The following is a 25,821-nucleotide window of genomic DNA, read 5'->3' on the forward strand; positions in this document are numbered from 1 at the left end:
CCGATGGACACGACGAGCAGGGCGGGGCACCCGCTGCCGTACGACACCTACCGTGAGGCGATCGCACGCGAGACGCTGCGCTTCACCGAGGCCGTCGACGGCGCCGACCCCACGAGCGCGGTGCCCTCGTGCCCCGACTGGACCCTGGCCGACCTCACCCACCACGTGGGCGCGCTGCAGCGCTGGTTCTGCGCGCTGCTGACCCGGCTGGTGCAGGAGCCGCCCCGCTCCCGCGACGTGGAGCTGGGGCTGCCCGGCAGCCCGGCCGGGTACCCCGGCTGGGTGGCGGCCGGGGTGCCGGCCGTGGCGGCCGTGCTGCGGGACACCGACCCCGGGGCGCCGATGTGGGCCTGGGGCGAGGACCAGCACGCCCGGTTCTGGGCGCGCCGCATGCTCTTCGAGACCCTCGTGCACCGGGTGGACGCGGAGCGCGCCGTCGGCCTGGAGCCGGACGTCGACCCCGCCCTGGCAGCGGACGGCGTGGACGAGTTCCTCGTCAACCTGCCCTACGCGGGCCTCTTCGCCCCCGGCGTGCGCGAGTTGCGGGGCGACGGCGAGACCATCGCCTTCCGGTGCGCGGACACCGGCGAGGAATGGCGGGTCCGGCTGGACGCGGACGGCTTCCGCCCGCTGCCGCCGGCGGCGGACGGCGCCGCCGGCACCGGACCGTGCACCGCGGCGGTGAGCGGCACGGCGGCGGACCTGCTGCTCCTGCTCTACGGCCGCAGGTCGCACAAGGAACCCCTCTTCGACGTGTCGGGCGAGACCGCGGTCCTCGACCACTGGTTCGCCCACACGGCCTTCTGACCCGGCCGCCGGCTACCTAGGGCTCGGCCGCCTTCCGCTCGCCGGTGAGCAGGCAGGCGGCCAGCGCCGCGGTGTCGTCCTGCAGCCGGTTGTCGCCGTACTCCAGCAGGTCGTCGTGGAGCCGGTCCAGCAGTTCCCGGGGCGGCAGCGGTCCCCACCGGCGCAGGCGCTCGGTCAGCGGGTAGAAGGCGCCGTCCGCGTCCCGCGTCTCGGTGACGCCGTCCGTGTACAGCAGGAGCTGGTCGCCGGGGTGGAAGGGATAGACGTCCACGTGATACGCGTCCCCGACGAGCACGCCGAGGTTCAGCGGCGGCGCCGACCGCCCCCGGTCCAGCTCGCGCACCTCCCCGGGGAGGATGAGCAGCGGCGGCGGATGGCCGCAGTTGACGACGCGGACGACCCGGCCCTCGCTCGGGATCTCGGCGAACACGGCGGTGACGAACCGCTCGCCCGCCTCGCTCCCGCCGAGCTGCGCCGCCCTGCGGCCGATGCTCGTCTCCACCCGGTCGGCCAGAGCGGCAAGATCGGGCTCGTCGTGCGCCGCCTCGCGGAACGCGCCGAGCAGGGCGGCCGCGGTCTCCACCGCCAGCAGCCCCTTGCCGCGGACGTCGCCAATGAGCAGCCGGACGCCGAACCGGGTGGGCACGGCCTCGTACAGGTCCCCGCCGATGCGCGCCTCCGCCGCCGCGGAGACGTACAGGCTCTCCAGACGGAGGTCGCCGATCCGGTGCGGCACCGGCCGGAGCAGCACTCGCTGCGCGATGTCGGCCACGAAGCGGACGTCCGCGAGGGTGCGTTCGCGGCGGATCCGGTGCGCGGCCAGGATCGTGCCGAGCACGCCGACCAGGGCGGTGCACACGTACGCGGCGACGTAGTGGCGCTCCCACAGGTAGCCCACCTGCCGGCCCGCGCAGCACGGGGTGCCGGCCAGCGCGCCTTCGAGGAGCACGGCGAACGCGGCGGCGGCGAGCACGACGACGGGCCGGTGGGCGAACGCGGCGACCAGGGGCAGCGCGATCAGTACGAAACTCACCGGCCACTGCACGGGGGTGACGGGTTCGAGCAGCAGCACGGCCGCGACGAACAGGACCGGCAGCCAGCGCATCCACGCCGGGGCGGCCGGTAACCCGATCCGCGAGACCGTGCCGTCCACCGGTCCGTGACCGGTACGTCCGTGCTTCGCCCCTCGCACCCGCCACTCCCGTCACACGATCCCGACGGGACCCAGCCTGGTGCGCCGGGCGGCGGCGCGCCCGTTATTGCTCCACCCAGCGGCATGTTCCGCCACCCGCCGGTGGCGGCGCCCCTCCCGCGTCCGGAGACACGAACTGGTAACGGCGCACAACTGGACCGGAGCCGACGGGGTCTGCACCGGCATGAAGATCTCTTTCCTGCTCCACAACGCCTACGGCATCGGGGGGACCATCACCACGACGTTCAACCTGGCCCAGGCACTGGCCGAGCGGCACGACGTGGAGATCGTCTCCGTGTTACGGCACCGCAAGCGCCCCCAGATCACCCCCGACCCGCGGGTGAGCCTGCGACCGCTGGTCGATCTGCGGCAGGAGAAGGACCACACGTCGCATCGGACGCCGGCGAAGGTGTTCCCGTCCGCCGAGTACCGCTACCGGCAGTACAGCCGGCTGACGGACGAGCGGATCGCCGAGTGCCTGGCGGACACCGACGCCGACGTCGTCATCGGCACCCGGCCGGGACTCAACGTGCACCTCGCGCTCCAGGCCCCGGACCGGGTGCTGCGCGTCGGCCAGGAGCACCTCACGCTGGACAACCACCCGGCGCCGCTGCGCACGGCGCTCCGCCGGGCCTACCGGCGTCTGGACGTGCTCACCACGGTCACGGAGGCGGACGCCTCCGACTACCGGCGCAGGATGCACCTGCCCGGCGTACGCGTCGCGGCCCTGCCGAACAGCGTGCCCGACCCCGTGCTGCCGCCGGCCGACGGCCACGCGAAGATGATCGTGGCGGCCGGCCGGCTCGTCCCGGTGAAACGGTACGACCTGCTCATCCAGGCGTTCGCCCGGGTCGCGAGCGAGTACCCCGACTGGCACCTGCGCATCTACGGAGCGGGCGAGCAGCGGGACGCGCTGCGGGCGCGCATCGAACGGCTCGGGCTGAGCAACAACGCCTTCCTCATGGGGCCGGCCGCGCCCATGGAGGCGGAGTGGGTGAAGGCGTCCATCGGCGTGTCCACCTCGTCCTTCGAACCGTTCGGCATGACCATCGTCGAGGCCATGCGCTGCGGCCTGCCGGTCGTGAGCACCGACTGCCCCTACGGTCCCGCCGAGATCATCGAGGACGGCGTGGACGGCCGGCTGGTGCCGGTCGGGGACCGGGACCGGCTGGGCTCGGCGCTGCTGGAACTGGTCCGCGACGACGAGCGCCGCCGGGCCATGGGGCGGGCGGCCGCCGAGAACGCCCGCCGCTTCGCTCCCCGGAGCGTGGTGGCGCAGGCGGAGCGCCTGCTGGAGGACGCCCTCGCGGCCCGGTCGGCGGGGCGGAGCACCGCGGAGGCGCCGCGCGACCTGCGGCAGAACCTGGTGAGCCACGGGTTCGCGGCCCGCGACATCGCGCACACCGCCACCGGGCGGGTGCTGAGGACTCTGCGCAGGGGGCAGCGGTGACCACGGAGACCGGCGCCGGAGCGCGCGCGAACTGCGTCGTGGACGCCGAGGGCCGCATCGCCCTCGAACTGCCGACGGCCGCTCTGGGCGCTACGGCCGGGGCAGCCGAGACGGTCGGGGCAGCCGAGACGGCTGCGACGGCCGGGGCAGCCGAGACGGCCGCCCGGCCGCACCTGCTGCTGCGGTTGCGGCCCAAGAAGGGCGAACCCGTCACGGTCCTGCGGACCGTTCCTCTCGAAGCCGCGGGGGACGGCCCGGCGCGGGCCGTCCTCGAACCCCTGCCCGCCCTGGAGGAGGGCCGCTGGGACGTGTTCCTGCAGGCCGGGCCGGACGACACCGCACCGGTGCGGCTCCGGCAAGGCCTGCGCGACCTGCGGGCCCTGGTCGACGGGCAGCTGCGGGACCGGCCGTCCCCGGTGGCGGTGCGGATTCCGTACGCGACGAAGGAGGGCTACCTCGCCGTACGGGCCTGGCTGCGCACGGCCCACGCGGAGGCGGCCCGGATCGAGGTCGGCGACCGGTCGACCACGGTCACCGCCCGGCTGCACGGCGCCACGTTCGAGGACGGCGCCGTCGTCCGCCTGCGGATGCGGGGGAGCGACACCCCCGGGTGCGACGTGCGGCCGGTGACCGACGGCGACCGGCGGGGCTTCCGCTTCACCGTCGACCACGAGGAGCTGGTTGCGGGCACCCCCGCCGAGGGCGGCGTCTGGGACGTCTTCGTCCACCGCGCCGCGGACGCCTCCCCGGTCCGCGTCGCCCGGCTCCTGGACGACGTGGCGGACCGCAAGGCGTCGTTCGTCCACCCGGCCGCGCGCGCCGCCGGCGCCGTCCTGAGGCCCTACTACACCCTCGACAACGACCTCTCCATCCGGGTGGCCAGGGGCTGACTTCCCGGCCTGCGCCGGGGGCACGGGCCGGGATCCGCACCGCGGCGACCCGGCCCGTGCCTTGCCCCCGCCGGGCGCCCGGGCGCACGCTGTTGCTATGCGCGCGCACGACAGCCCCACGCTGATCACGTCGGTACAGCGCGCCTTCCGCCTGATGGAGGCGGTCAGCGCACACGAGAACGGCGCGCCCGCCAAGCAGCTGGCCCGGGAGACCGAGCTGCCGCTCGCCACCGCCTACCACCTGCTGCGGACGCTGGTGCACGACGGGTACCTCCGCAAGCTGGACGACGGCGGATTCGTCCTGGGCGACCGGCTCCACACGCTGCACACCGCCAGCCGCGCCCAGGTCCTGCTCAACCGGGTCCGGCCGGCCCTCGCCGCGCTGCGCGACGAGCTCGCCGGCGCCGCCTACCTCACCTTCTACGAGGACGGAGAGATCAGGATCGCCGAGATCGTCGACGGCCCCCGCGCGCCCCGGGCCGACCTGTGGGTGGGCTTCGAGGACGCGGGGCACGCCACCGCGCTCGGCAAGTCGGTGCTCCGCGAACTCGACGACGACTCCCGCCGTGACTACCTCTCCCGGCACCACCTCGCCGACCTCACCCCACGGACCGTCACCAGCCTGACCGAACTGTTCAGACGGCTCGACTCCGCCCCGCTCGCCCCGGCCGTCACGGACCTGGAGGAGTACGCGCTCGGCACCGTGTGCGTGGCCGTGCCGGTGTACAGCGGCGACACCCTGGGCTCGCTCGGAGTGTCCCTGCCGGTGGAGCGGCTCTCCCGGCTGCCGGAGATCGGCGCCCGGCTGCTGCCGGCCGCCAGCCGGGTGACCAGAAGCCTCTCGCTCACTATCTGAAAACCCGCTTCTTGAAGCCGTCCCCGCCGAGCCCTTTTCCTTGAATGCGAAACAGGGCAAGGGGCCGGGCAGGGGAGCACCCCGTACACACGTGAGGGACAGCGCGACAGGTGAGCGACTCCGCACAGAACTCGAGCCGGCGCTCGGAGCACGGTGGCGAGCACTGGGCGACACGGCTGCTGATGCCGGCCGGGCCCGGCGCGCCGGCCCCGTGGCGCGTCCCCGCCCAGGCGGTCGCCGCGCTGCCGGTGGTGATCGTCGTGGTCGTCGTGGTCGTCGACCTGCTGACCGGAGCCGGCCTGCCCTGGCTGCCCATGCTGGCGGCGGGACCCGCGCTGGCCGCCACCACCAACGGGCCACGCGGCGTCCTGTGCGTCGGTCTGCTCGCCTCCGTGCTGTGCGCGGCCCTCAGCACGGTCTACACCGTGCCCGGGCGAGAGCCGGCGGCCGTGCTGTGCGCCGTGCTCGCCGTCACGGCGGCGAGCACCCTGGCCAGCGAGCTGCGCGGCCGGCGGGAGCGGGTGCTCGCGGCGGTCCGCTCGGTCGCGGAGGCCGCCCAGCACGCCCTGCTCAAGCCAGTCCCGGAGACCGTCGGCCCGTTCCAGGTGGCGGTCCGCTACAGCGCCGCCGCGGCGGAGGCCCGTATCGGCGGGGATCTCTACGCGCTGGTGCCCACCCCGCACGGGGTCCGGCTCATCGTCGGCGACGTGCGCGGCAAGGGGCTGCCCGCGGTGAGCACCGCCGCGCTGGTCCTCGGCGTCTTCCGCGAGGCCGCCTGCGACGAGCCCGACCTGCTGGCCGTCGTCGGCAGGATCGAGCGCAGCCTGGCCCGCAACCTCGGGCCGGACGACTTCGTCACCGCCGTGGTCGTGGGCTGCCCGCGGCCCGGCGAACTGGAAGTGGTCAACTGCGGGCACGCGCCTCCGCTGCTGATCACCGCGGGCGGGGGAGTGGAGCCGGTGGAACCCGCGCGTCCCGCCCCGCCGCTCGGGCTGCGCGCGCTGTCCGGCGAGCACCCGGAGCTGCACCTGCTGCCCTTCGCGGACGGCGACCAGCTCCTGCTCTACACCGACGGGGTCACCGAGGCCCGCGACCACGCGCGCGAGTTCTACCCGCTGGCCGAGGGCGTGGCGCGGCACGTGTCCGACGACCCGGCCCGCACCCTCCGCGCGGTCCACGCCGACCTGCTGGCGCACGTGGGCGGCCGGCTGCACGACGACGCGGCCCTGCTGCTGCTCCGCAGGTCCGTCGACGAGACGGCGGAGACGGCGGAGGGCCTTCGGGAGGACGCGGCCGGAGACGAGCCGGAGGAGGGCGGTCAGGCGCCGGACGCGCGGCGCGAGATCCTGCCGGAGCGGTCCGAGACCGCCGCGGTGGCGGTCACCTGCCGCGGCGGGGGCCGCTGAGAGGGTTGCTCAGGGCGCCGCTCAGGCCGCCACGAGGTCGGCCCAGCGCGTGCAGCCGCCGGGATGGACGTCGAGGCCGTGCCGGTCGGCCAGCGCGTGCACGATGCCCTCGCCCCGGCCGTGTTCGTCCGGGTCGTCCCACGCGGCCGACCGCCCCGCCGGGCGGGCCGGCCCCGCGTCGGTGACCTCCACCCGCAGCACCCCGGGCCCGTCGCCGGGCCCCCACGCGAGCCGCAGCACCGCCGGGGGCAGCGCGTGCACGATCGCGTTGGTCAGCAGCTCCGACACCACCAGCAGCGCGTCCTCGGCGATCGCCGGGGCGACCTTCCAGCCTGCGAGGATCGCGGCCACCCGCCGGCGTACGGCCGAGACGGCCGCGGCGGAGGGCGGCAGCACGAAGACCTGCTCACGGGTCTCACGCGCCAGCGTATTGAGCTGTACCGCCATGTCGGTCTCCTGGGGGTGGAGCAGTGCGGGCCAGGCGCCCGGGCCCCGGCATGTGCCGGGCTTCATACGCACGCTAGGGAGGGGCGGCGGGCCGGTCAATGAACCTCGGTCGGCATTGCCGAACGGCACTGCGCGAACGGGGCCACCGTACGGCCCCGGCGCACGCGAAGCGAATCTCCCGCAACGGTAATAGGCTCGCCTCATGGCCGGTCCGGTCCAGTCGATCGAACGGGCGGCGGCGATTCTGCGTCTGCTCGCCGGTGGGCCCCGACGGCTCGGGCTGGGCGAGGTGGCCGCCTCGCTCGGGCTGGCGAAGGGAACCGCCCACGGCATCCTGCGCACCCTGCAGCACGTGGACTTCGTCGAGCAGGACGCGGCGACCGGCAAGTACCAGCTCGGGGCCGCCCTGCTGCACCTGGGCACCAGCTATCTCGACGTCAACGAACTGCGGTCGCGCTCCATCAACTGGGCCGACGCCCTCGCCGCCCGCAGCGGGGAGGCGGTGCGCCTGGGCACCCCGCTGGAGGGCAAGGTCCTCGTCGTCCACCACGTGTTCCGCCCCGACGACAGCCTCCAGACCCTGGACGTGGGCTCGCTGCTGCCGCTGCACGCCTCCTCCATGGGCAAGGTCCTGCTGGCCTTCGGCACGGCGCCGTTCGAGCAGGCACTGGAGTCCGGCCTGGAGACGTACACCCGGCACACCCTGGTCAGCCCCGACCAGCTGGGCCGGGCACTGGCCGAGGTGCGCGAGCACGGATGGGCCGCCGAGGTCCAGGAGATGAGCATGGGCGAGGCAGGCGTCTCCGTGCCGATCCGGGGACACGGCGGCCTCGTGGTCGGCGCCATCGGGCTGTCCGGGCCGGTCGAAAGGATCTGCGACAACCAGGGCCAGCCCCGGCCGAACCTGATCACCCTGATCCGGGAGGCGGCACGGGCCATCTCCAGAGACCTGGGCGCGGCCCGCTGGTAGGTCCTCCCGCCCCCGACGCGACGCACCGGAAGGTGAACCCGATCATGGTTGAGCGGTATGTGATGTCCATCGATCAGGGCACCAATTCCACCCGCTGCATCCTGTTCGACCACCGGGGGCGGCTGGTGTCCGTGGCGCAGCGCGAGCACGAGCAGCACTTCCCGAAACCCGGCTGGGTGGAGCACGACGCCGTCGAGATCTGGCAGAACCTCCGGCGCGTCGTGCCCGAGGCGCTGTCCGGCGCCGGCGTCGACCCGGGCCAGATCGCCGCCATCGGCGTGGCCAACCAGCGGGAGACGACCGTGCTCTGGGACCGGCGCACCGGCGCCCCGCTGGACCGGGCGATCGTCTGGCAGGACACCCGCACCGAGCCGCTCGTCGAGGCCCTGGGACGCGACCCCGGCAAGGAGTTCTTCCTCGACCGCTGCGGCCTGCCGCCCTCCACCTACTTCTCGGCGCTGCGCCTGCGCTGGCTCTTCGACCACGTCAAGGGACTCGAGCAGCGCGCCAGGGACGGCGAGGTGCTGTTCGGCACGATCGAGACCTGGCTGATCTGGAACCTCACCGGGGGCGCCGACGGCGGACTGCACATCACCGACGCCACCAACGCCGGCCGCACCATGCTGATGAACATCCGCACCCTGACCTGGGACGAGGAACTCCTGGCGTTCTTCGGCGTGCCCCGGGCGATGCTGCCGGAGATCAGGTCGTCCGCCGTGCCCTACGCCGAGTCCCGCGCCCTGCTGCCCGGGGTGTGGATCACGGCCGCCCTCGGGGACCAGCAGGCCGCCCTGTTCGGCCAGACCTGCTTCTCCCCGGGCGAGGCCAAGTGCACCTACGGCACGGGCAGCTTTTTGCTCCTGAACACCGGTACCGAGCCCGTGCGGTCCCGGCACGGGCTCCTCACCACCGTCGCCTACCAGATCGGCGACCGGCCGCCGGTCTACGCCCTGGAGGGCTCGATCGCCGTCACCGGCTCACTGGTCCAGTGGTTCCGCGACCGGCTGCGGCTGATCAACAGTGCGCCGGAGATCGAGACGCTGGCGCGGACGGTGGAGGACAACGGGGGCTGCTACATCGTGCCCGCCTTCTCCGGGCTGTTCGCACCCCGCTGGCGCAGCGACGCGCGCGGGGTCATCGTCGGCCTCACCTCCTACATCACCAGCGGCCACCTGGCCCGGGCCGTCCTGGAGGCCACCGGCTGGCAGACCCGCGAGGTCGTCGACGCCATGAACGCCGACTCCTCGGTGCCGCTGCGGGAGCTGAAGGTGGACGGCGGCATGACCGCCAACAACCTGCTGATGCAGTTCGTCGCCGACGTCCTCGACGTCCCGGTGGTGCGGCCCATGGTCGCCGAGACCGTCTCCCTCGGCGCCGCCTACGCCGCCGGACTCGCCGCCGGGTACTGGCCCGACCTGGAGGTCCTGCGCCGCAACTGGCACCGGGCCGGCCAGTGGCTGCCCGACATGGATCCCGCGCTGCGCGACACGGAGTACGAGGACTGGCAGCGGGCCGTGGAACGCTCCCTGGGCTGGGTCAGACCACCCCGCCCGTCCTGAGCGCGGGCCGCGCGGCGGCCCCGGCGGCCCGCGGCCCGGCCCGCCTCAGCGGCTCGCGCGCTGCGCCGTCACGATCGCGTCCATCGTCCGCTCCGCCCCCGCCAGCCGCTGCACCCGCTCCGCGAACCCCGGGAACTGGGAGGCGACCTTCGTCAGGAGGCGCAGTTCGAGCGGCGCCACGTTGACCTCCGCGACATCGCGCTCGATCGCCCGCACCACGCCCCTGACCACCTGCCCCGGCGCCACCGTGCGGACACCGCCTGGCGTGGGCGAGCCGGTGTCGGCGAACATCCCCAGCTCCCGGACGAAGCCGGGCTGCACGATCGAGACACCGACGCCGGTGCCGTGCAGGTCCTGGCGCAGGGCCAGCGAGAAACCGCGCAGCCCGAACTTCGTGGCGTTGTACAGGGACGACGACCTGGTCGCGGCGACGCCCGACAGCGAGCCGACGAAGCAGATGTGGCCGCGGCCGCCGGCCACCATGGCGGGGGCGAGCAGCCGGGCGAGCATCGCGGGCGCGCGCAGGTTCACCGCGAGCGCCCGGTCGATCTGGTCCGGCGTGTAGTCGAGCAGGTCGCCGCTGGACGGCAGCGCCGCGTTGGCGAGCAGGATGTCCGTGCCGGCGGCTTCCCCGGCGAGTCGCGCCACGTCCTCGGCGTCGCCGAGATCGGCCAGGATCATGCGCGCGCCGTACCGCTCCGCCAGCGGTTCCAGCGCCTCGCGCCGCCGGCCGGTGAGAACGAGCCGCGCGCCGCGCGCGGACAGCTCCGCGGCGAGCGAGCCGCCGATCCCGCCCGTGACCCCGGTCAGCAGAACTGTTGCCCCAGCGATGCGCACGGCCATCCTCCAGTGTGTTGTTCGTTCGAACGAACAATAGGCAGCAGGGGAGGCCGTGTCCACTGGTGGAACAATGCGGGGCATGCCGAACGACGCCCCCGCAGCCTCCGCCCCGACGCGCCAGCGCATCATCACCGCCGTCCTGCGGATCATCGGCGAGGACGGGGTCGCGGCCGTGACCAACCGGCGGATCGCCAAGGAGGCGGGCGTCTCGCTCGGCTCGGTCACGTACCACTTCGAGACGCAGCACGACCTGCTGCGGGAGAGCCTGCTGCACTTCGTGCGGGAGGAGGCGCGGCACTTCACCGAACTGGCCGACCAGTGCCAGACGGACGGCCTCGACATCGCGGACGCGGCCTCCCTCGCCGGCCAGGTCGCCTGCGGCGCGGCGCTCGACAGCGCCCATCTCGCGCCCTTCGAGCTGTACCTGCACGCCGGGCGGGACGAACGGCTCAGGGAGTCGGCCGCGGAGGCGTTCCGCGCCTACGACCGGCTCGCCACCCAGATCCTCACCGCGCTGGGCGTCCCGGACGCCGGACGTCTGGCGGCCACCACGGTCGCTCTGGTGATGGGCCTGCAACTGCGCCGCCTCGCCACCGGCGGACCCGCGGACGACCTCGCCGACGCCCTGCTCCTCCTCGTGCGCGGAGCCGTCGGGCCGTCGGCGGGACGCGGCTCCGAAATCTGACGTTGTAGCAGTCTCGTCGTTCCTGCGATGAGTTGAGGGGCTGCGCGGAACTCCAGCACGTCGTGCCGCGGCCATTGACGCCGCGCGTCCGTGTTGGTTGAGTGGCTCATCCACTGAGCCACTGGGAGGACGCGTGGAGGCACTGCCCCGGGAGACCATCGTCGACGTGCTGGAGGGCCGGCTGCGGGAGGACATCCTCACGGGGCGTCATCCGGCGGGCAGTTACCTGCCGCCGGAACGCACCCTCGCCGACGGCTACGGCGTCACCCGCACCACCCTCAAGCACGCCTTCGGACGCCTGACCCAGGCCGGACTGCTGGAGACCCGGCACGGCGTCGGCACCCGGGTGCGGGACTACCTGCGCCTCGGCGGCGCCGACCTGCTGCCGATGCTCGTCCGGCACAGCCCCGACTGGATCCGCGAGGTCTTCGAAGTGCGGCGCGGCGTCGGGGGGTTGATCGCCGAGCGGGCCGCCGCCCGGGCCGACCGCCGGCAGCGGGACGAACTGCGCGAACTGCTCGCCGCGGTGGGGGAGGCGGCGGACACCGACGCCGTACAGCTCGCCGACATCGAGGTCCACCGGGCCCTCGCCCGCGCCACCGGCAACCGCGTCTACGTCCTGCTGACCAACACGCTCTTCAACGCCTACCTGCCGGTCCGGTCCGCGCTCAGCGGTCCGTTCGCCGACCCGGAAGTGGCCCGCGAACGCCTGGCGCCGGTGGTCGAGGCGGTCGTGGCCGGTGACCGGGCCGGCGCCCGGAGCGCGGCCGAGCGGTATCTGACGGCGACCGAACGGATCATGCTGGAGGGCCTCGCATGAGCGACGGCACACAGGGCCGCCCCGGCGCTGCCGCGCGCGGCACCGCCTTCGCCGAGACGATGCTCGGCACGCTGCGGATCGACGGCGAGGACCGCGCCCGCCGGATCCGCCTCGACCTGACGGTCCGCGCGGACCGCCGGCTGCGGCTCCTCGGCACGACCGAGGCCCGCGCCACCGGACGGGTGCGGGTGGCCGGCTGGGCCGACGACCCGTGCGCCGACGGTGAGTTGGAGATCTCGCCGGTGGCCCGCCGCCGCATCCACTACCGCCTCGCGTTCGGCGCCGGCGGCCGCCGGTTCACCCTCGACGGCTGGAAGTCGGTCACCGCGCTGCGGCCCCTGGCCTCGATGACCGTGCTGCCGTACACCCTCCTCGAGGACGGCGAGCGGATCGGCACCGGCACCCTCCGCTTCCCGCTCGGCACCCAACTGCTGCCGTTCCTCGCGAGTTTCCGCTTCCCCCGATCCGAGGACCCGGCCGTCTTCCTCGCGCCCCGCTGGCGCGGCGAGCCCGGCCGTACCGAGGTCTGGTACACCACCCTCACGGATCCGGAGAGCGGCAGCGGCCTGTGGCTGCACCACGAACTGACCGCGCCCGCCGACGGATCCGAGCCGTACGCGCACGGCTGGGCCGCGGTGTTCCCCAAGGACGGCCCCGTGCGGCACGCCCGCTTCGGCCCCGCCGGGTGGACACCCGGAACCTCCGGCTTCCACGCCTGCGGCGTCACGGCCGCTCCCGGGCGCCTGACCGGCACGGCCGAGGACGGAGCCCTGAGCTGGGACCTCACCGAACGCGTCACGGACGAACCGCTGTTCACCTTCCCGCGCTGGTCCTGGCGCCGCTCCCGGCTGCCGGCCGCCCAGATGCTCCCCGCCGCCCGCGCCGCCTACGACGGCACCTTCACCCACGACGGCACGACACTGACGCTCACCGCGGCCCCCGGCGCCTCCGCCCGGATCTACGGTCACGGCAACGCCCGCCGCTGGGCCTGGCTGCACGCCGACCTCGGCGGCGGCGACGTCCTGGAGATCGTCGCCGCCGTCTCCACGCGCCCGGGCCTGCGCAGGCTCCCGCCGCTGGTCTTCCTGCAACTGCGCCGCTCCGGCCGCACCTGGCCCCGCCGCCCCGAACGGGCGGCCGTCGGCTGGGCCGGCGCGGGCCGGTTCCGGGCCGGCCTCGCCCTGCCCACCTGGACGGTCACCGGCCGCAGCGGCCTGCGCCGCATCCGGGTGGAGGTCACCCAGCCCCCGGAAGGCACCCTCGCCCTCGACTACACGGACCCCGACGGCCGGCACGCGACCTGCCGCAACAGCGAACGCGCCGACGCGCACGTGCTGCTGGAACGGTGGTGGTTCGGCGGCTGGCGCACCGAGGCCGAGTGGACCCTCGACGGCACGGCCCACGCGGAGGTGGGCACCCGATGAGCCTCACCGGGCTGGTGTCCGCCCTCGTCGCCGACGACGGCACCGCCGACTGGCCCCGGCGCGTCCCCGGCAGACTCCGCACGGTCCTCTCGGCGATGCCGCTGCCGGCCCGGGCCGGACTGCGGGCGGCGGCGAGCGCCGTCGACGCCTACGCCCTGGCGCGCACCGGACGCACCCTGGACACCCTCGGCGCGCCCGAGAGGCAGTCCGTCCTGGACGAACTGGGCGCACGGCCCGCCCTCCTGCCGCTCCTGGACGTCCTCAAGGTGCCCGTCCTGCTGGCGGCCGGAACCGAGCGGATGCTCCAGGACGGCCCCGCACCGCGCGGCCCCGCACCGCGCGGCCCCGCCCGCGAGGACCCGCCGCTCGACCTGACGCCCGCGGCCGACTGGCCCGCCCGCTCCCGCGCCGACGCCGTGGTCGTCGGCTCCGGCGCGGGCGGGGCGATGGCCGCCCGGACCCTGGCGCGGGCCGGCCTCGACGTCGTCGTCCTCGAAGAGGGCGAGCACCACTCCACCGGGTCCTTCGGCCGGAGCGCGCCCCTCGACCGGTTCACCCGGCTCTACCGGGACGGGGGAGCGACCGTCGCCGTGGGCCGCCCACCGCTGCTGCTCCCGGCGGGCCGGGCCGTCGGCGGTACCACGGTCGTCAACTCCGGTACGTGCTACCGGACTCCGGCCCACGTCCTCGCCCACTGGAGCCGGGACCTGGGGTTCACCCTCGCCGACGGCTTCGACCGGCACCTGGACGAGGCCGAGCGCACCCTGAGGGTGGCGGTCCAGCCCACCGGCGTCCTCGGGAACAACGGCAGGCTCACCCTCGCCGGCGCACGCCGACTGGGCTGGAGCGCCGCGCCGTTGCGCCGTAACGCGCCCGGCTGCCGGGGCTCCTGCCAGTGCGTGGTGGGCTGTCCGACCGGCGCCAAGCAGAGCGTGCAGCTCTCCGTGCTGCCCGACGCCTGCGCCGCCGGGGCCCGGATCGTCACCGGCGCCCGGGCCGAACGCGTCCTCGTCGACCCCGACCGCCCCGGCGGCCCGCGCGCGGCCGGAGTGCGCGTGCGCCGGGCGGACGGCGCGTTCGAGATCCTCGCGCCGCTGGTCGTGGTCGCCGCCGGCGCACTCCAGTCCCCGCCCCTGCTGCGCCGCTCGGGACTGGGCCGGCACCCCCGCCTCGGCCGCAACCTCAGCGTCCACCCGGCCACGAGCGTCGCGGGACGCTTCGCCGAACCGGTCACCGCGTGGGAGGGCGTGCTGCAGAGCGTCGGCGTGGAGGAGCACCACGCCGACGGCATCCTCGTCGAGGCCACCGCCACCCCGCCCGGCATGGGCTCCTTCGTCCTGCCCGGACTGGGCGGCGAACTGCGCCGCGAACTGGAGGGCGCCGACCGGCTCGCCACGCTCGGCGCGATGATCGCCGACCGGCCCTCCGGCCGGGTCCTCGGGCGGGACCGCACCCTGATCCGCTACGACCTGGACCCCCGCGACGCGGGCCGGCTGACGCGGGCCGTGCGGGCCATGGGGGAGCTGCTGTTCGCGGCGGGCGCCGACGAGGTGCTCACCGGCATCCCCGGCACACCCCGCGTCCACCGGCTCGCCGAACTGGACGAGCTGCTCGCCCGGACGACGGCCCGGCAGCTCCACCTGTCGGCCTACCACCCCACCGGCACGGTGGCGGCGGGCTCGGATCCCCGGCTGTTCCCGGTGGACCCGCACGGCCGGCTCCGCGGAGTGCACGGGGTCCTGGTCGCCGACGCCTCGGTGCTGCCGAGCTGCCCGCAGGTGAACCCCCAGCTCAGCATCATGGCGGCAGCCCTTGCGATAGCCGAGGCGCACACGGGCGCCTGACGCGCGACTCGCGGGCGCGCGGTCGTTGCCCGGGGCACCGGTGATCGTCAGCATGGTCGGGTGGTTCTCGTTCCCGGCTGGGTGTGGCAAGGGGGCCCGGTGCGCAGGGCGCTGGGCGCCGGACTGGCCGCGGGCGTCTTCTTCGGGCTGTTCGTCCTCGTCGAGTCCGGGGCCTGGGCGGCCGCCGTGGTCGTGCTCCTGGTGCTCACCCCGCTGCACGGCGTACGCGTGGCCCGGCGGATGAGCGCGGTCTGGCCCGCGGGGGCGGATCTGGACCCGGCGGACCGCGCGGCGGTGGTGCGGGCCACCCGGAGCGGCGGGACCGTACCGGACCCCCGGCTCGCGCCCGACGTCCTCCGTTACGCCGAGGCGCTGCGCTTGACCGCGGAGCGCGACCGGATCCGCCAGTGGGTGATGGTGCTGGTGGCCGTGGTGTCGCTGGTCCTCGCCGGGTACGACACCGTGGCCGGGACGGCGCGGCAGGCCCTGGTGTCGTGGCTGGTGGTCGTCCTGGTGGCGCTGGACCTGGTCTGGTGGCCGAAGCGCAGGGACCGCCTGATGGCCCGGGTGGAGCGCGCCGAGGCGGCGGCCCGCGCGCCGGAGCGACGGGACGCGCCGGGCGGGTGACGGATCCCGCCCGACGCGTCCCGGCCCGGTCAGGCCGCCGCCGAGGGGCGGATGTTCTGGTTGAGGCGGAACACATTGGTCGGGTCGTAGGCGTCCTTCACCCGCACCAGCCGCTCGTGCACCGCACCCGGGTACGAGGCCCGCACCCGGTCCTCGGCGGCGTCCCCGGTGAAGTTCACGTACATCGAGCCGTCGCCGTGCCGGGCGATGTCCTCACGGGTCGCGCGGGCCCAGGCGACATGCGCGTCGAAGTCCGCCGCGCCGGGCGACCGCGCGATCACGTTGCACAGCACGCCCGGCGTGCGCCGGCTGAACGCCGTGGCCTCGGCCGGGACCCGCGCGAAGGCGCCGCCGAGCTGGTGCAGATGCACCTCGCTGAACGGCGTGGGCGTCGTGAGATGGTGCCGCAGCACCGCGTCGAGGGCGTCGTCGGACGGCTCGATGAACGCCGAGGTGAAGTAGTTGTGGGCGCCGGACGTCCACATCGGGTCGAGCAGCGACTGCATCGCCGTGTACGGCAGCGGGCCCATGAGGTCGGCGATGGGCGTCCCCAGGGTGCGCAGCGGGCCGACGGCCGCCTCGCCGGCCGCCGGGTCGCCCGCGTAGCAGCCGGCCAGCGCCACGACGCGGGTGCCGTGCACCTCCGGGGGCAGGAACGGCGCCGGGGGCGCCGTCGTCAGGACGGCCATGGTGGTCAGCTCGTCGGGCATGCCCCGGGTCAGGTCGCGCCAGCCGGTGACCACCTGGCGCGCCTGGTCGAGGGGGTAGAAGATCAGCCCGCCCAGGACCTGGGGCCCGACCGGGTGCAGCCGGTACTCGAGCGAGGTGACGACGCCGAAGTTGCCGCCGCCCCCGCGCAGCGCCCAGAACAGCTCGGAGTTCTGCCCGGCGTCCGCGCGGACCACGCGGCCGTCGGCGGTGACGACCTCGGCCGCCGTCAGGTTGTCGGAGGCCAGCCCGTGACGGCGCACCAGCCAGCCCACCCCGCCGCCCAGCGTGAACCCGGAGACGCCGGTGGAGGAGACCAGCCCGCCGGTCACGGCGAGTCCGAACGCCTGCGTCTCGTGGTCGAGGTCGCCCCAGGTCATGCCCGCCTGGGCGACGACCCGCCGGCGTACCGGATCGACGACGGCCCCCTTCATCGGCGACAGGTCGATCACGATGCCGCCGTCGCAGGTGGAGAACCCGGCGATGCTGTGCGCGCCGCCGCGCACGGCGACGAGCAGATCCTGACTGCGGGCGAACTCGACGGCGCGGATCACGTCGGCGGCGCCGGCGCAGCGCACGACGAGCGCCGGCCGCTTGTCGTGGGCGGCGTTCCAGACCGCCCGCGCCTCGTCGTAGTCGGCGTCGCCGGGGCGGACGACGGTGCCGCGCAGGCCCGCCTGGAGTTCGGCGATGGTGGCGTCCCCCAGGACGCCCTGTGCCGTGTCGATCGACATGGTCGGCTCCTCGGTCACGAGTGCTTGTGCTGACATCCGTGACCGTAGGCGGCGCCGCTTAGCAACCACTCAGCAGCCGCTTTGCCCCTGCGGGGGCGGCGCCGGCACACCTGCCGCCCCGCCACCGCGCCGGTCCCCGAGGCGGGCGAAGTGGGCCGCGGCGCGGGCGGCCGACGCGGCGGCGGCGTCCCGCTCGCCCGCCTCCGCCGCCAGCCGCGCCAGCATCAGCTCGACCCATCCGGCGGCGGGCACCGACCCGGGGACCCGCTCCAGCCGCCGGGCGCGGGTCAGCAGCGTACGGGCCCGTGCCGGGTCGCCCGCGGCCCGGGCCACCAGCCCCAGGTGGAGCAGGGTGTTGACGGCGCCGGGCAGGTCGTCGGTCTCCTCGAACCCGGCCAGCGCGCGGGCCAGGGTGGCCCGTGCGCTCTCGGTGTCACCGGCGGCCAGGTGCAGCAGGCCCAGACAGCCGAGGCCGATGCCCTCCTCCCGGCGGTCGCCGAGCCGGCGCCTGATCGCCAGGGCGGTCTCCAGGTGCTTGCGCGCCGTGTCGTGGTCGCCGCCGCGGTGGATGTTGCCCAGTGTGTTCAGCGCCAGCGACTCCCCGTGCGGGTCGGCGAGCGTCCGGAAGCACTCGGCGCCGCGCTCGGCCGCCTCCGCGGCGGCATCCCTGTCGCCCGCGAGACGGGCGGCCCAGGCGAGGGTGGTGAGCACATGGCCCCGGGCCCGGGCCGGCCCCACCGTGCGGCCGCCCAGCACCGTCTCCTCGAAGAACACCGACACCGGGCCGGCGCCGTCGCTCTCCACCGTGTAACCCGGCGTCAGCACCGGGAGGAACGGGCCGGTCCGGGCCTCGACGCCGTCCAGCAGCCGCAGACTCTCCGCGCAGGACCGGCCGGCCGCCTCGCCCTCGCCCCGGCAGACCGCCCACACGGCGTCGAGGTGGGCGACGGCGGCGAGGACGGCCGGCTCGTCCGCGTCCAGCGCGAGCGAGCGCGCCCGGTCGAGCGCGCCGCGGGCCCGCTCCCAGGCGCCGCGCATCCACAGCAGGATGGCCTGCTGGTGGCAGGCGTACGCCAGGGCCGCCCGGTCCGGCCGCCGCTCCTGGATACCGACGATCTCGGCGGCGATGTCCTCCAGCGGGGCGCCGTCACCCAGCCGGATCGCCAGCACGGCCCGGCCCATCAGGGCCTTCGCCCGCTGAGGGGTGGGCTCCGGGGCGGCGGCCAGCGCGTCGTCCAGCCAGCGCCGGCCCTCCGCGAGCCGTCCGCGCTCGGGCCAGAACGAACGCAGCGCCACCGCCAGGCGCAGCCCGCTCTCCGGCCGGTGGCGCAGGAACGAGCGCAGGGCGGCCCGGAGATTGCCGTAGTCCGCCTCCAGCTCCAGCGAGGTCGCACCGGCCACCCCGGTGGCCGGCTCGCGGTCCCGCGCCTCGGCGAGCCGCAGGTAGAACCGCCGGTGCCGGTCCTCGACGCCTGCCGATTCCCCGCTGTCGCGCAGGAGTCCGGCGGCGTACTGCCGGATCGTCTCCAGCAGCCGGTACCGGGCCTCGTGCGGCCCCGGTTCCACGGACACCAGGGACTTGTCGGCCAGCCGGCCGAGCAGGTCCAGCACCGAGCCGGCCGGCACGCCGTCCGCGCAGACGTCCTCGGCCGCCGCGAGCGAGAACCCGCCCGCGAAGACCGCGAGCCTGCGGAACAGGCACTGCTCCTCGTCGTCGAGCAGCCGGTGGCTCCACTCCAGGGTGGCCAGCAGCGTCTCCTGCCGGGTCACGCCGTGCCGGCTGCCCCGGCTGAGCAGGGCGAGCGCGTCGTCGAGCCGCTCGGCGATCTGGTCCGGGGCGAGCAAGTGCACCCGGGCGGCCGCCAGTTCCAGGGCCAGGGGCATGCCGTCGAGCCGGAAGCAGATCTGCGCGACGGCGGCCGCGTTCCGCGCGGTCAGCCGGAAGCCCGGCGCCGCGTCGGCGGCCCGGTCCACGAACAGCCGTACGGAGGCGAAGCGCGCCAGTTCCTCGACGGGCGGCAGCCGCCGCGGATCCGGCAGTTGGAGCGAGGGCACCCGGAAGGTGCGCTCGCCGTAAGTGCGCAGCGGCTCCCGGCTGGTGGCGAGCACGGCGACCCCCGGGCAGCGGGCGGTGATCTGCGAGACCAGGGCGGCGCACGCGTCGACCAGGTGCTCGCAGTTGTCCAGCACGAGCAGCGTCCGCCGGCCGCCGAGCTGTTCCACCAGTGCTTCCCGGGCTCCGCCGGACGGCGGGAGCTGGAGCCCGAGCACAGCGGCGACGGCCTCGGGGACCAGGTCCGGCTCGGTCAGCGCGGAGAGGTCCACGAACCAGGCCCCGTCGCGGAATCCGTCGCCGCCGCGGTCCGCCACGGCGAGCGCCAGCCGGGTCTTGCCGCAGCCGCCGGCCCCGGTGAGGGTGAGCAGCCCGCTGCGCCCGAGCAGCCGCCGCGCCTCAGCGATCTCCCGTTCCCGGCCGACGAGTTCGGTGGCCGGCGTCGGCAGCCGCGCCCGCCGGCCGTCCCCGGTCCGTTCGTCCTGCTCCACCGAGCCCGCCAGCAGAGCGCGGTACAGGCGGCGGGTCTGCGGGTCGGGATCGGCCCCGGTGTCCCGGCCGAGCGTGTCGCGCAGACGCTCGTACGCCGCCAGGGCCTCCCCGCGCCGCCCGGACTCGGCGAGGGTCCGCATCAGGGCCCGCTGCCCCGGCTCGTCGAGGGGGTCCCGGGCGACCAGGGCCCGCAGCACGTCCACCGCCTCGGCGGTGCGGTGATCGCGCTCCAGCGCCTCGGCCAGCCGCAGCCGGACGGCCGTGAGCCGGGTCTCCAGCGCCCCGGCCGCCTCGGCGGCCCAGGTCTCGTAGCGGTCCTCGGGCAGCAGTCCGGCGTCGGCCAGGGCGAGCGCGGCGCGGCAGTCCGCCGCCGTCCCGCCGGACGCGGCCCGCCGGATCGCCTCGTCGAGCCGGTCCAGGTCGACGCGCACGCCGCCGTCCGGCCCGAGCAGCACCATGTCGTCGCGCAGCACGACGAACTCGTCCCGCGCCCCGGCGGAGGCCAGCGCCCGCCGCACGGCGTGCAGCACCTGGTGCAGGTTGTTCGACGCCGCCGGCACGCCGAGGTCCGGCCACAGGAGGTCGTAGAGCCGCTCCCGGTGCAGCCGGTGGCCCGGGGCCAGGCAGAGCAGCTTCAGCAGGGTCCGGGCCTTGCGCAGCCGCCACGCCCCGGTGGCGACCGGGCGGTCCTCGACCGCGACGGCGAAACCGCCGAGGAGCCGGATACGCACCTCATCGGCCATGACTGTCCTCACGAGCAGGCTACCGCCCGGTGGGCGGCCGCACCCCCGCACGAGCCCACGTTTGCGGGCTCCCTGAGGGGCAAGCCGCATCCCATGAGTGAACCGACCAAGGGCACCAGTCAGCAGACGCAGGACAAGAAGCGCACGGCCGCCTCGGCGGCCCGGCGCACCGCCGCCAAGGCGACCGCGCCGGCCTCCGGCGCGGCGAAGAAGGCCGAGGAGGCCGCCGGTGACGGAGCGTCAGCGGCGAAGGAGGCGACCGGGCGAGCCGCCGACGGCGTGGCCGGCACGGTGAGCGCGGCGGCCAAGGGCGTCGAGGCGGGGCGGCGGGCCGCCGTCGCGGCCTCGGGCCGGGTCGCCTCGGTGGCCACGACCGCGTGGACGGTCCTCGCCCACCGCAAGATCGTGGCCGCGGGCGTGAGCGCCGGCGTGACCGCGGTCGGCGTCGCGTCCTACGCCGTGGGCCGCCGTTCCGGCCGCCGCACCCAGGGGCCGATCACCCGCCTCACCGGCGGCCGGATCTGAGGTCCGGCGGCCCGCGGTGCGGCGGGACCGTCCGGCGCCGGCGGCCACCTGACCGCCGCCTTGGGCCGTGTCCGCGAAGTCGCGCCTGCGTCGCGACGCCCGGCACGCATTCTCGCCGCACCGGCCGAAAGCCCGAGTACACCCGGTACGAGGGCCGGCCGGCACTAGCCGCCTTCGGCCGGGGGAACACCGGAGCACGCACCGGACGCCGCGACGCCCGCCCTACGGGCGGCCGGCGCGACTTCGCCGACACGACCTGGGCGGGCGCTCCCGCAGCGCGCCGTACCCGATGAAGTACGCCGGGAGGCGGCCGAGCCGCGATCCGGTGACCAGCGCCGCGAGGCGCCGGGCGCGCGCCGCGCTGCCGAGCGGCGGCCGCCCCGCCAGCACCGGGGCGACGAACCGGGCGTGGGCCGCCCGCTGCAGCGCCTGCGTGGCCACCGTGGTGGGGCGGCGCCGGCGCTGCACCCTGCGGACGTCGCGCAGTCCCACGGTCCCGCGCCGCAACGGCGCGGCCAGATACCGTGCGGCGGCCACGGCGTCCTCGACGGCGAGGTTGATGCCGATGCCGAAGACCGGGGACATCGCGTGCGCGGCGTCGCCGATGCACAGCAGTCCCGGCCGGTGCCAGCGACGCAGCCGGTCCAGGCGCACGTCGAGCAGCCTGACCTCGTCCCATGAGCCGAGTTCCCCGGTGCGGTCCGCGATCCAGGGGACGGCGGCGGAGAAGTCGGACCGGAACCGGTCCAGGCCGGCCGCCCGGCGCGGGCCGTCGGTGCCCTTGCGGATGAGCGTCGCGCACTGCCAGTAGTCACCACGGTCGATCATCGCGGTGAGGAATCGCTTCCCCGCGCCGCCGACCAGTCCGCTGGGATCGCCCTCGCGGCGCGGCAGCCGGAACCACCAGGCGTCCATCGGGCAGTCGAAGCGGCGCAGGCCCAGTTCCGGCAGGTCGCGCGCCAGAGAGCCGCGGCCGTCGCAGGCGACGGTGAGCACGGCGCGCAGTTCGCCGGTGCGGCCGTCGGACGTGCGGTAGCGCACCCCGGTCACCCGGCCGCCCTCGGTCAGCAGGGCGGTCGCCTCGGTGTTCATCCGCAGCTGGAACGAGGCCTCGCGCCGGGCCTCCGCCGCCAGCAGGTCGAGCAGGTCCCACTGGGGGACCATCGCCACGTAGTTGTACGGGCCGCGCAGCACCGACAGGTCGGCGACCGTGACCGGTGAACGCCCGTCGCCCAGCGGCAGCTGGACGGTCCGCACCCTGCGCTGCGGCAGCCGGGCGAAACGCCCGGCGAGCCCCAGGTCGTCCAGCAGCGCCAGGGTCGAGGGGTGCACGGTGTCGCCGCGGAAGTCACGGAGGAAGTCGCCGTGCTTCTCCAGCACCGTCACCTCGACGCCCGCCCGCGCCAGCAGCAGGGCGAGCACCATTCCGGCGGGACCGCCTCCCACCACGCAGCACGTTGTCCGCTCCATCGTGCCCCCGCCTCTCCGGAGAACAGGAATTCATCGTCTGATGAATACTGTACTCCCCGGCGGTCGGCGAGGGCACGGGAGAAGAGGCGGCGCGTACGCCCTACCGCCTCCGGCGCCGCCCCGGCGAACGGCCGGCGGAGCCGACCTCCTCGGACGGGCCGTCCACCTGGACCCGGTCCCCGACCGAGTCGAGTATGTGTTCGCCGTACAGGTCCTGCAGCCAGTTGGTCTGGTAGATGGTGTCGAGGTAGCGCTCCCCGAGGTCGGGCGCGATGGCCACGGCGGTGAGGCCGTCGGAGCCGTGCTCGGCCAGCCAGTCGGTCGCCCCGCTGACCACCGTCCCGGTGGAGCCGCCGAACAGGAAGCCGCGCCTGGCCATGCGGTGGCAGGTGCGGATGGTGTCGGCCTCCTCCACCCGGATCACCTCGTCCACGTAGGACTCGTCCAGCAGCGGCGGACGCATGCTCATGCCCAGGCCGGGGATCATCCGGCGGCCCGGCTCCCCGCCGAAGGCCACCGAGCCCACGCTGTCCACCGCGACGATCCGCACCGGGCGGTGCCACTGCCGGAAGAAGCGCGCGCAGCCCATCAGGGTCCCGGTGGTGCCCGCACCGACGAACAGCACGTCCAGACGCGGGAAGTGACCGGCGATCTCCGGCCCGGTGGTCCGGTAGTGGGCCCGCCAGTTGCCCGCGTTGGTGTACTGGCTGAGCCACACGTACCGGTCGTCCGACTCGCACAGCGACCGGACGTACTCGAGCCGTGTGCCGAGGAAACCGCCGTTGGCGTCCAGGTCGGCCACCACGTGGACCTGGCTGCCCAGGGCCTCCATCAGCAGCCTGGTCGACAGGTTGCAGCGGGCGTCCGTGACGCACAGGAACCGGTAACCCTTGCTCGCGGCGATCATGCTGAGCGCCACGCCCAGGTTGCCCGACGAGGACTCCACGAGGATGGAGTCCGGCTTGAGGACCCCGTCCCGTTCGGCGCTCTCCACCATCTCGTTCGCGGCTTTCAGCTTGATGGAGCCGGCGAAGTTGAAGCCCTCGCATTTCAGGTAGAGGGAGCACCCGAAGATCGACTCCAGGTCGACGAAGAGGTCGCCTTCGTTGAAGGCGCTGGGGGAGGAAATGACGGGCACGGCGGGCCTCCTGGTCCCGGCTGAGGACGGCCTCAGCCGTACCGGCGCAGGTCGTGGAAGAAGTCGTCGACGAGGCGGAGGTTCCCCGCCCGGGCCACTTCGTCGTAGACGTACTTTCCGACGGCGAGATCGAGCACGCCGAGACCGAACGGCGAGAAGATCACCGGCTGGTCGGGCGGCGGCGCGGCCCGGCCGAGCATCACGTCGTACAGGGTGCCGTTCAGGAAGTCCCGGCTGCCGGTGCGCTGTTCGACCAGGTGGGGCGAGGTGTCGGCCTTCAGGCAGTGCTCGACGTCGTCGACGAAGTTGGCCGCCCCGAGCAGGATCTCGGGGGCGAGGTCGCGCAGCGACACGTGCAGCACCACCGGGTTGTGCTCGAACCAGGCCGGCGACGTGACGTGCGGCCGGCCGGCGACGGTGGCGAAGACCACGAGGTCGCTGGAGCGCACCAGCGCCTCGGCGCTGTCGTGGACCGTGACCCGCGCCGCGGTGCCGGTACCGCGCAGATAGCCGCTGAAGCCCGCAGCGCTGTCCGCGGACACGTCGTGCACGCCGATCGAGTCGAACGCCCAGCCGCTGCCCGCCAGGAAGGTGTGGATGTACCGGGCGATCAGGCCGGTGCCGAAGAAGCCCACGCGGGTGGGGCGGGCCCGGGTGCGGCTGAGCCAGTCGGCCGCCAGCGCGGCGGACGCCGCGGTCCGGGTGGCGCTGATGATGGAGCTCTCCATGCAGGCGAACGGGTAGCCCGTGTCGTGGTCGTTGAGGATGAGCACCGCGGAGGCCCGGGGCAGCCCGGAACCGACGTTATCGGGGAAGCTGGAGATCCACTTCACCCCGTCCACGTGCACCGAGCCGCCGATGGAGGCCGGCAGCGCGATGATCCGGGAGGTGGGCCGGTCCGGGAAGCGCAGGAAGTACGACGGCGGGTTCACCGAGTCCCCGGCGCCGTGCAGCCGGTAGGTCGCCTCGACCAGCTCCACGATCTGTTTCTCGCGTCCGCCGAGCGCCTGCTGCACCTGTTCGCCGGAGATCACCGCGAACGTCGGCACGGTGGCCGGGACGGGCGTGGCCGGCTGGGTCCCGGCCGGCAGAAGATGCGTCATCGCTCGCTCGCCTCCGGGGTCGGGCTGCCGTCGGCCAGGCGCTGCGGCTCGGCCATGCCGACCACCACCCGCCGCTCGCCGGTGAAGGGCTCCCTGCTGTGCGCGGTGCGGATGTTGTCCACCAGCAGCAGGTCACCGTCCTGCCAGGGCTCGCGCCTGGTGTGCTTCTCGTACGTCTCGTTGAGCAACCGCACGACGTCCTCGCCGATCGGGGTGCCGTCGCCGTAGCGGGTGTTGAACGGCAGGCCGTCGGCGCCGTACTCGTCCACCAGGTACTCGCGCACCTCCGGGGCGAGCGTCCACTCGTTGAGGAACGCGATCTGGTTGAACCAGCAGCGCCTGCCGGTCAGCGGGTGCCGCACCACGGCGCTGCGCCGCTGCTCGGTGCGCAGCGAACCGTCCGGCTGCCAGTGGAAGTCGATGGCGTGCGACCGGCAGTAGCGCTCGATCTCGCCGCGGTCCTCGGTGCCGAACGACTCCGCCAGCGAGGCCCCGATCTCGTCGTTGTAGCTGCGGGTCAGCAGCCAGCCCTCGCGCTCGAACCGGTCGGTCAGACCGGCGGGGAGCGCCCCGAGCACCTCCTCGGCGTCCGCCACCGCGGTCGCGCCGCCCTCGCCGGGCGCGGTCAGGCACGCGAACAGCATCAGGCCGGGCACCTCCAGCGTGTAACTCAGCTCGTGGTGCATGCACATCGGCTGGTTGGCCGGCCAGTCCGTCGAGGAGTACAGCCCCGGGCCGAGGGGCTCGCGGGGGGCGAAGGCCTCCCGTTCCGTCATGAGGACGCCGGCCAGCTTCGCGAAGACCGCTCCGGCCCGGTCCGCGTCCCGCAGCCCAAGGCCGCGGACGAGGAGCGCTCCGTGCTCGGTGACCTGCGCGCGCAGCGACTCACGGTGCTCGGCCGCCCAGCTCGCCGCGTCACCGGGGGAGTCGACGCGCAGGAGGGCGGGACTGCCCGGCCGGGGCTCCACGTCGAGCGGGGCGGCCAGAGGTGAGGAGGACATCTCGGATTCCTTTCGTTGCCCGGCTGCGGGCTCGGCG

At 75.0% G+C, this 25,821-nt stretch carries 22 protein-coding genes; 13 read left to right on the forward strand and 9 right to left on the reverse strand.

Annotated features, from left to right (window positions below):
- Window positions 1-3: 3 nt before the first annotated feature.
- The gene (locus tag ACFYU0_RS06210) at window positions 4-807 is read left to right on the forward strand and encodes a maleylpyruvate isomerase family mycothiol-dependent enzyme (protein WP_389298185.1); all 804 of its coding nucleotides are present in this window, start codon (window positions 4-6) and stop codon (window positions 805-807) included.
- A gap of 16 nt (window positions 808-823) precedes the next feature.
- Here the strand turns inward: ACFYU0_RS06210 and ACFYU0_RS06215 are convergent, their stop codons facing one another.
- Entirely contained in the window at window positions 824-1,912 is a 1,089-nt protein-coding gene (locus ACFYU0_RS06215) for a PP2C family protein-serine/threonine phosphatase (protein WP_389298896.1), read from the reverse strand.
- 271 nt (window positions 1,913-2,183) lie between these two features.
- Here ACFYU0_RS06215 and ACFYU0_RS06220 point away from each other — a divergent pair, with 271 nt between their 5' ends.
- The 4 genes from ACFYU0_RS06220 (at window position 2,184) to ACFYU0_RS06235 (ending at window position 6,601) form a co-directional block, all read left to right on the forward strand.
- Entirely contained in the window at window positions 2,184-3,449 is a 1,266-nt protein-coding gene (locus tag ACFYU0_RS06220; protein ID WP_351666394.1) for a glycosyltransferase family 4 protein, read from the forward strand.
- Entirely contained in the window at window positions 3,446-4,339 is an 894-nt protein-coding gene (locus ACFYU0_RS06225; protein ID WP_389298187.1) for a transferase, read from the forward strand. Before ACFYU0_RS06220 ends, ACFYU0_RS06225 begins: the two co-directional genes overlap by 4 nt.
- A 97-nt stretch (window positions 4,340-4,436) precedes the next feature.
- Complete coding sequence (locus ACFYU0_RS06230; protein ID WP_351666396.1) at window positions 4,437-5,195, forward strand: IclR family transcriptional regulator C-terminal domain-containing protein; 759 nt, start codon at window positions 4,437-4,439, stop codon at window positions 5,193-5,195.
- 182 nt (window positions 5,196-5,377) lie between these two features.
- Window positions 5,378-6,601 carry a PP2C family protein-serine/threonine phosphatase gene (locus ACFYU0_RS06235; protein ID WP_389298898.1) on the forward strand — a complete coding sequence of 408 codons (1,224 nt, stop codon included), beginning with the start codon at window positions 5,378-5,380 and terminating at the stop codon, window positions 6,599-6,601.
- Between the two features lie 21 nt (window positions 6,602-6,622).
- Here ACFYU0_RS06235 and ACFYU0_RS06240 read toward each other — a convergent pair whose 3' ends face one another.
- Complete coding sequence (locus ACFYU0_RS06240) at window positions 6,623-7,048, reverse strand: ATP-binding protein (protein WP_351666397.1); 426 nt, start codon at window positions 7,046-7,048, stop codon at window positions 6,623-6,625.
- Between the two features lie 202 nt (window positions 7,049-7,250).
- On the opposite strand from ACFYU0_RS06240, the gene ACFYU0_RS06245 reads away from it, so the two are divergent.
- Both ACFYU0_RS06245 and glpK read left to right on the forward strand, forming a co-directional pair.
- Entirely contained in the window at window positions 7,251-8,018 is a 768-nt protein-coding gene (locus ACFYU0_RS06245; protein ID WP_351666398.1) for an IclR family transcriptional regulator, read from the forward strand.
- A 44-nt stretch (window positions 8,019-8,062) separates the two neighbouring features.
- Window positions 8,063-9,577, forward strand: coding sequence for a glycerol kinase GlpK (gene glpK, locus ACFYU0_RS06250; RefSeq protein ID WP_351666399.1), 1,515 nt, complete (start codon window positions 8,063-8,065; stop codon window positions 9,575-9,577).
- A gap of 45 nt (window positions 9,578-9,622) precedes the next feature.
- Here glpK and ACFYU0_RS06255 read toward each other — a convergent pair whose 3' ends face one another.
- Window positions 9,623-10,414, reverse strand: coding sequence for an SDR family NAD(P)-dependent oxidoreductase (locus ACFYU0_RS06255; RefSeq protein WP_351666400.1), 792 nt, complete (start codon window positions 10,412-10,414; stop codon window positions 9,623-9,625).
- Window positions 10,415-10,496: 82 nt separating this feature from the next.
- Here ACFYU0_RS06255 and ACFYU0_RS06260 point away from each other — a divergent pair, with 82 nt between their 5' ends.
- The 5 genes from ACFYU0_RS06260 to ACFYU0_RS06280 all read left to right on the forward strand — a co-directional run bounded on the left by ACFYU0_RS06260 (window position 10,497) and on the right by ACFYU0_RS06280 (window position 15,817).
- A complete protein-coding gene (locus tag ACFYU0_RS06260) occupies window positions 10,497-11,102 on the forward strand; it encodes a TetR family transcriptional regulator (RefSeq protein ID WP_351666401.1) in 606 nt (201 codons plus the stop codon).
- A 133-nt stretch (window positions 11,103-11,235) separates the two neighbouring features.
- Entirely contained in the window at window positions 11,236-11,922 is a 687-nt protein-coding gene (locus ACFYU0_RS06265) for a FadR/GntR family transcriptional regulator (protein WP_389298191.1), read from the forward strand.
- Window positions 11,919-13,346, forward strand: a complete 1,428-nt coding sequence (locus ACFYU0_RS06270) for a hypothetical protein (protein WP_389298193.1) — start codon at window positions 11,919-11,921, stop codon at window positions 13,344-13,346. Before ACFYU0_RS06265 ends, ACFYU0_RS06270 begins: the two co-directional genes overlap by 4 nt.
- A complete protein-coding gene (locus ACFYU0_RS06275; RefSeq protein WP_389298195.1) occupies window positions 13,343-15,190 on the forward strand; it encodes a GMC family oxidoreductase N-terminal domain-containing protein in 1,848 nt (615 codons plus the stop codon). Before ACFYU0_RS06270 ends, ACFYU0_RS06275 begins: the two co-directional genes overlap by 4 nt.
- A gap of 60 nt (window positions 15,191-15,250) precedes the next feature.
- Window positions 15,251-15,817 carry a hypothetical protein gene (locus tag ACFYU0_RS06280; protein WP_389298197.1) on the forward strand — a complete coding sequence of 189 codons (567 nt, stop codon included), beginning with the start codon at window positions 15,251-15,253 and terminating at the stop codon, window positions 15,815-15,817.
- Between the two features lie 29 nt (window positions 15,818-15,846).
- Here ACFYU0_RS06280 and ACFYU0_RS06285 read toward each other — a convergent pair whose 3' ends face one another.
- Both ACFYU0_RS06285 and ACFYU0_RS06290 read right to left on the reverse strand, forming a co-directional pair.
- Window positions 15,847-17,259, reverse strand: coding sequence for an FAD-binding oxidoreductase (locus ACFYU0_RS06285; protein WP_389298198.1), 1,413 nt, complete (start codon window positions 17,257-17,259; stop codon window positions 15,847-15,849).
- A gap of 69 nt (window positions 17,260-17,328) precedes the next feature.
- Entirely contained in the window at window positions 17,329-20,547 is a 3,219-nt protein-coding gene (locus tag ACFYU0_RS06290; protein WP_389298199.1) for a BTAD domain-containing putative transcriptional regulator, read from the reverse strand.
- A gap of 93 nt (window positions 20,548-20,640) precedes the next feature.
- Between ACFYU0_RS06290 and ACFYU0_RS06295 the strand changes: the two genes are divergently transcribed.
- Window positions 20,641-21,072: a hypothetical protein gene (locus ACFYU0_RS06295; RefSeq protein ID WP_389298201.1), complete on the forward strand. Its 432-nt coding sequence runs from the start codon at window positions 20,641-20,643 to the stop codon at window positions 21,070-21,072.
- A gap of 222 nt (window positions 21,073-21,294) precedes the next feature.
- On the opposite strand, the gene ACFYU0_RS06300 is transcribed toward ACFYU0_RS06295, so the two are convergent.
- The 4 genes from ACFYU0_RS06300 to ACFYU0_RS06315 form a co-directional block, all read right to left on the reverse strand.
- Window positions 21,295-22,542 (reverse strand): FAD-dependent oxidoreductase, encoded by a 1,248-nt coding sequence (locus tag ACFYU0_RS06300; protein ID WP_389298203.1) that lies wholly within the window; start codon window positions 22,540-22,542, stop codon window positions 21,295-21,297.
- A 100-nt stretch (window positions 22,543-22,642) separates the two neighbouring features.
- Window positions 22,643-23,680 (reverse strand): 2,3-diaminopropionate biosynthesis protein SbnA, encoded by a 1,038-nt coding sequence (gene sbnA, locus ACFYU0_RS06305; RefSeq protein ID WP_389298205.1) that lies wholly within the window; start codon window positions 23,678-23,680, stop codon window positions 22,643-22,645.
- A gap of 32 nt (window positions 23,681-23,712) precedes the next feature.
- The gene (sbnB, locus tag ACFYU0_RS06310; RefSeq protein ID WP_389298206.1) at window positions 23,713-24,783 is read right to left on the reverse strand and encodes a 2,3-diaminopropionate biosynthesis protein SbnB; all 1,071 of its coding nucleotides are present in this window, start codon (window positions 24,781-24,783) and stop codon (window positions 23,713-23,715) included.
- On the reverse strand, window positions 24,780-25,784 hold the full coding sequence (locus ACFYU0_RS06315) for a TauD/TfdA family dioxygenase (protein ID WP_389298208.1): 1,005 nt from the start codon (window positions 25,782-25,784) through the stop codon (window positions 24,780-24,782). Before ACFYU0_RS06315 ends, sbnB begins: the two co-directional genes overlap by 4 nt.
- Window positions 25,785-25,821 lie beyond the last annotated feature (37 nt).

Origin of the sequence: Streptomyces sp. NPDC003720 (assembly GCF_042875075.1) — a bacterium.
GTDB lineage: Bacteria > Actinomycetota > Actinomycetes > Streptomycetales > Streptomycetaceae > Streptomyces.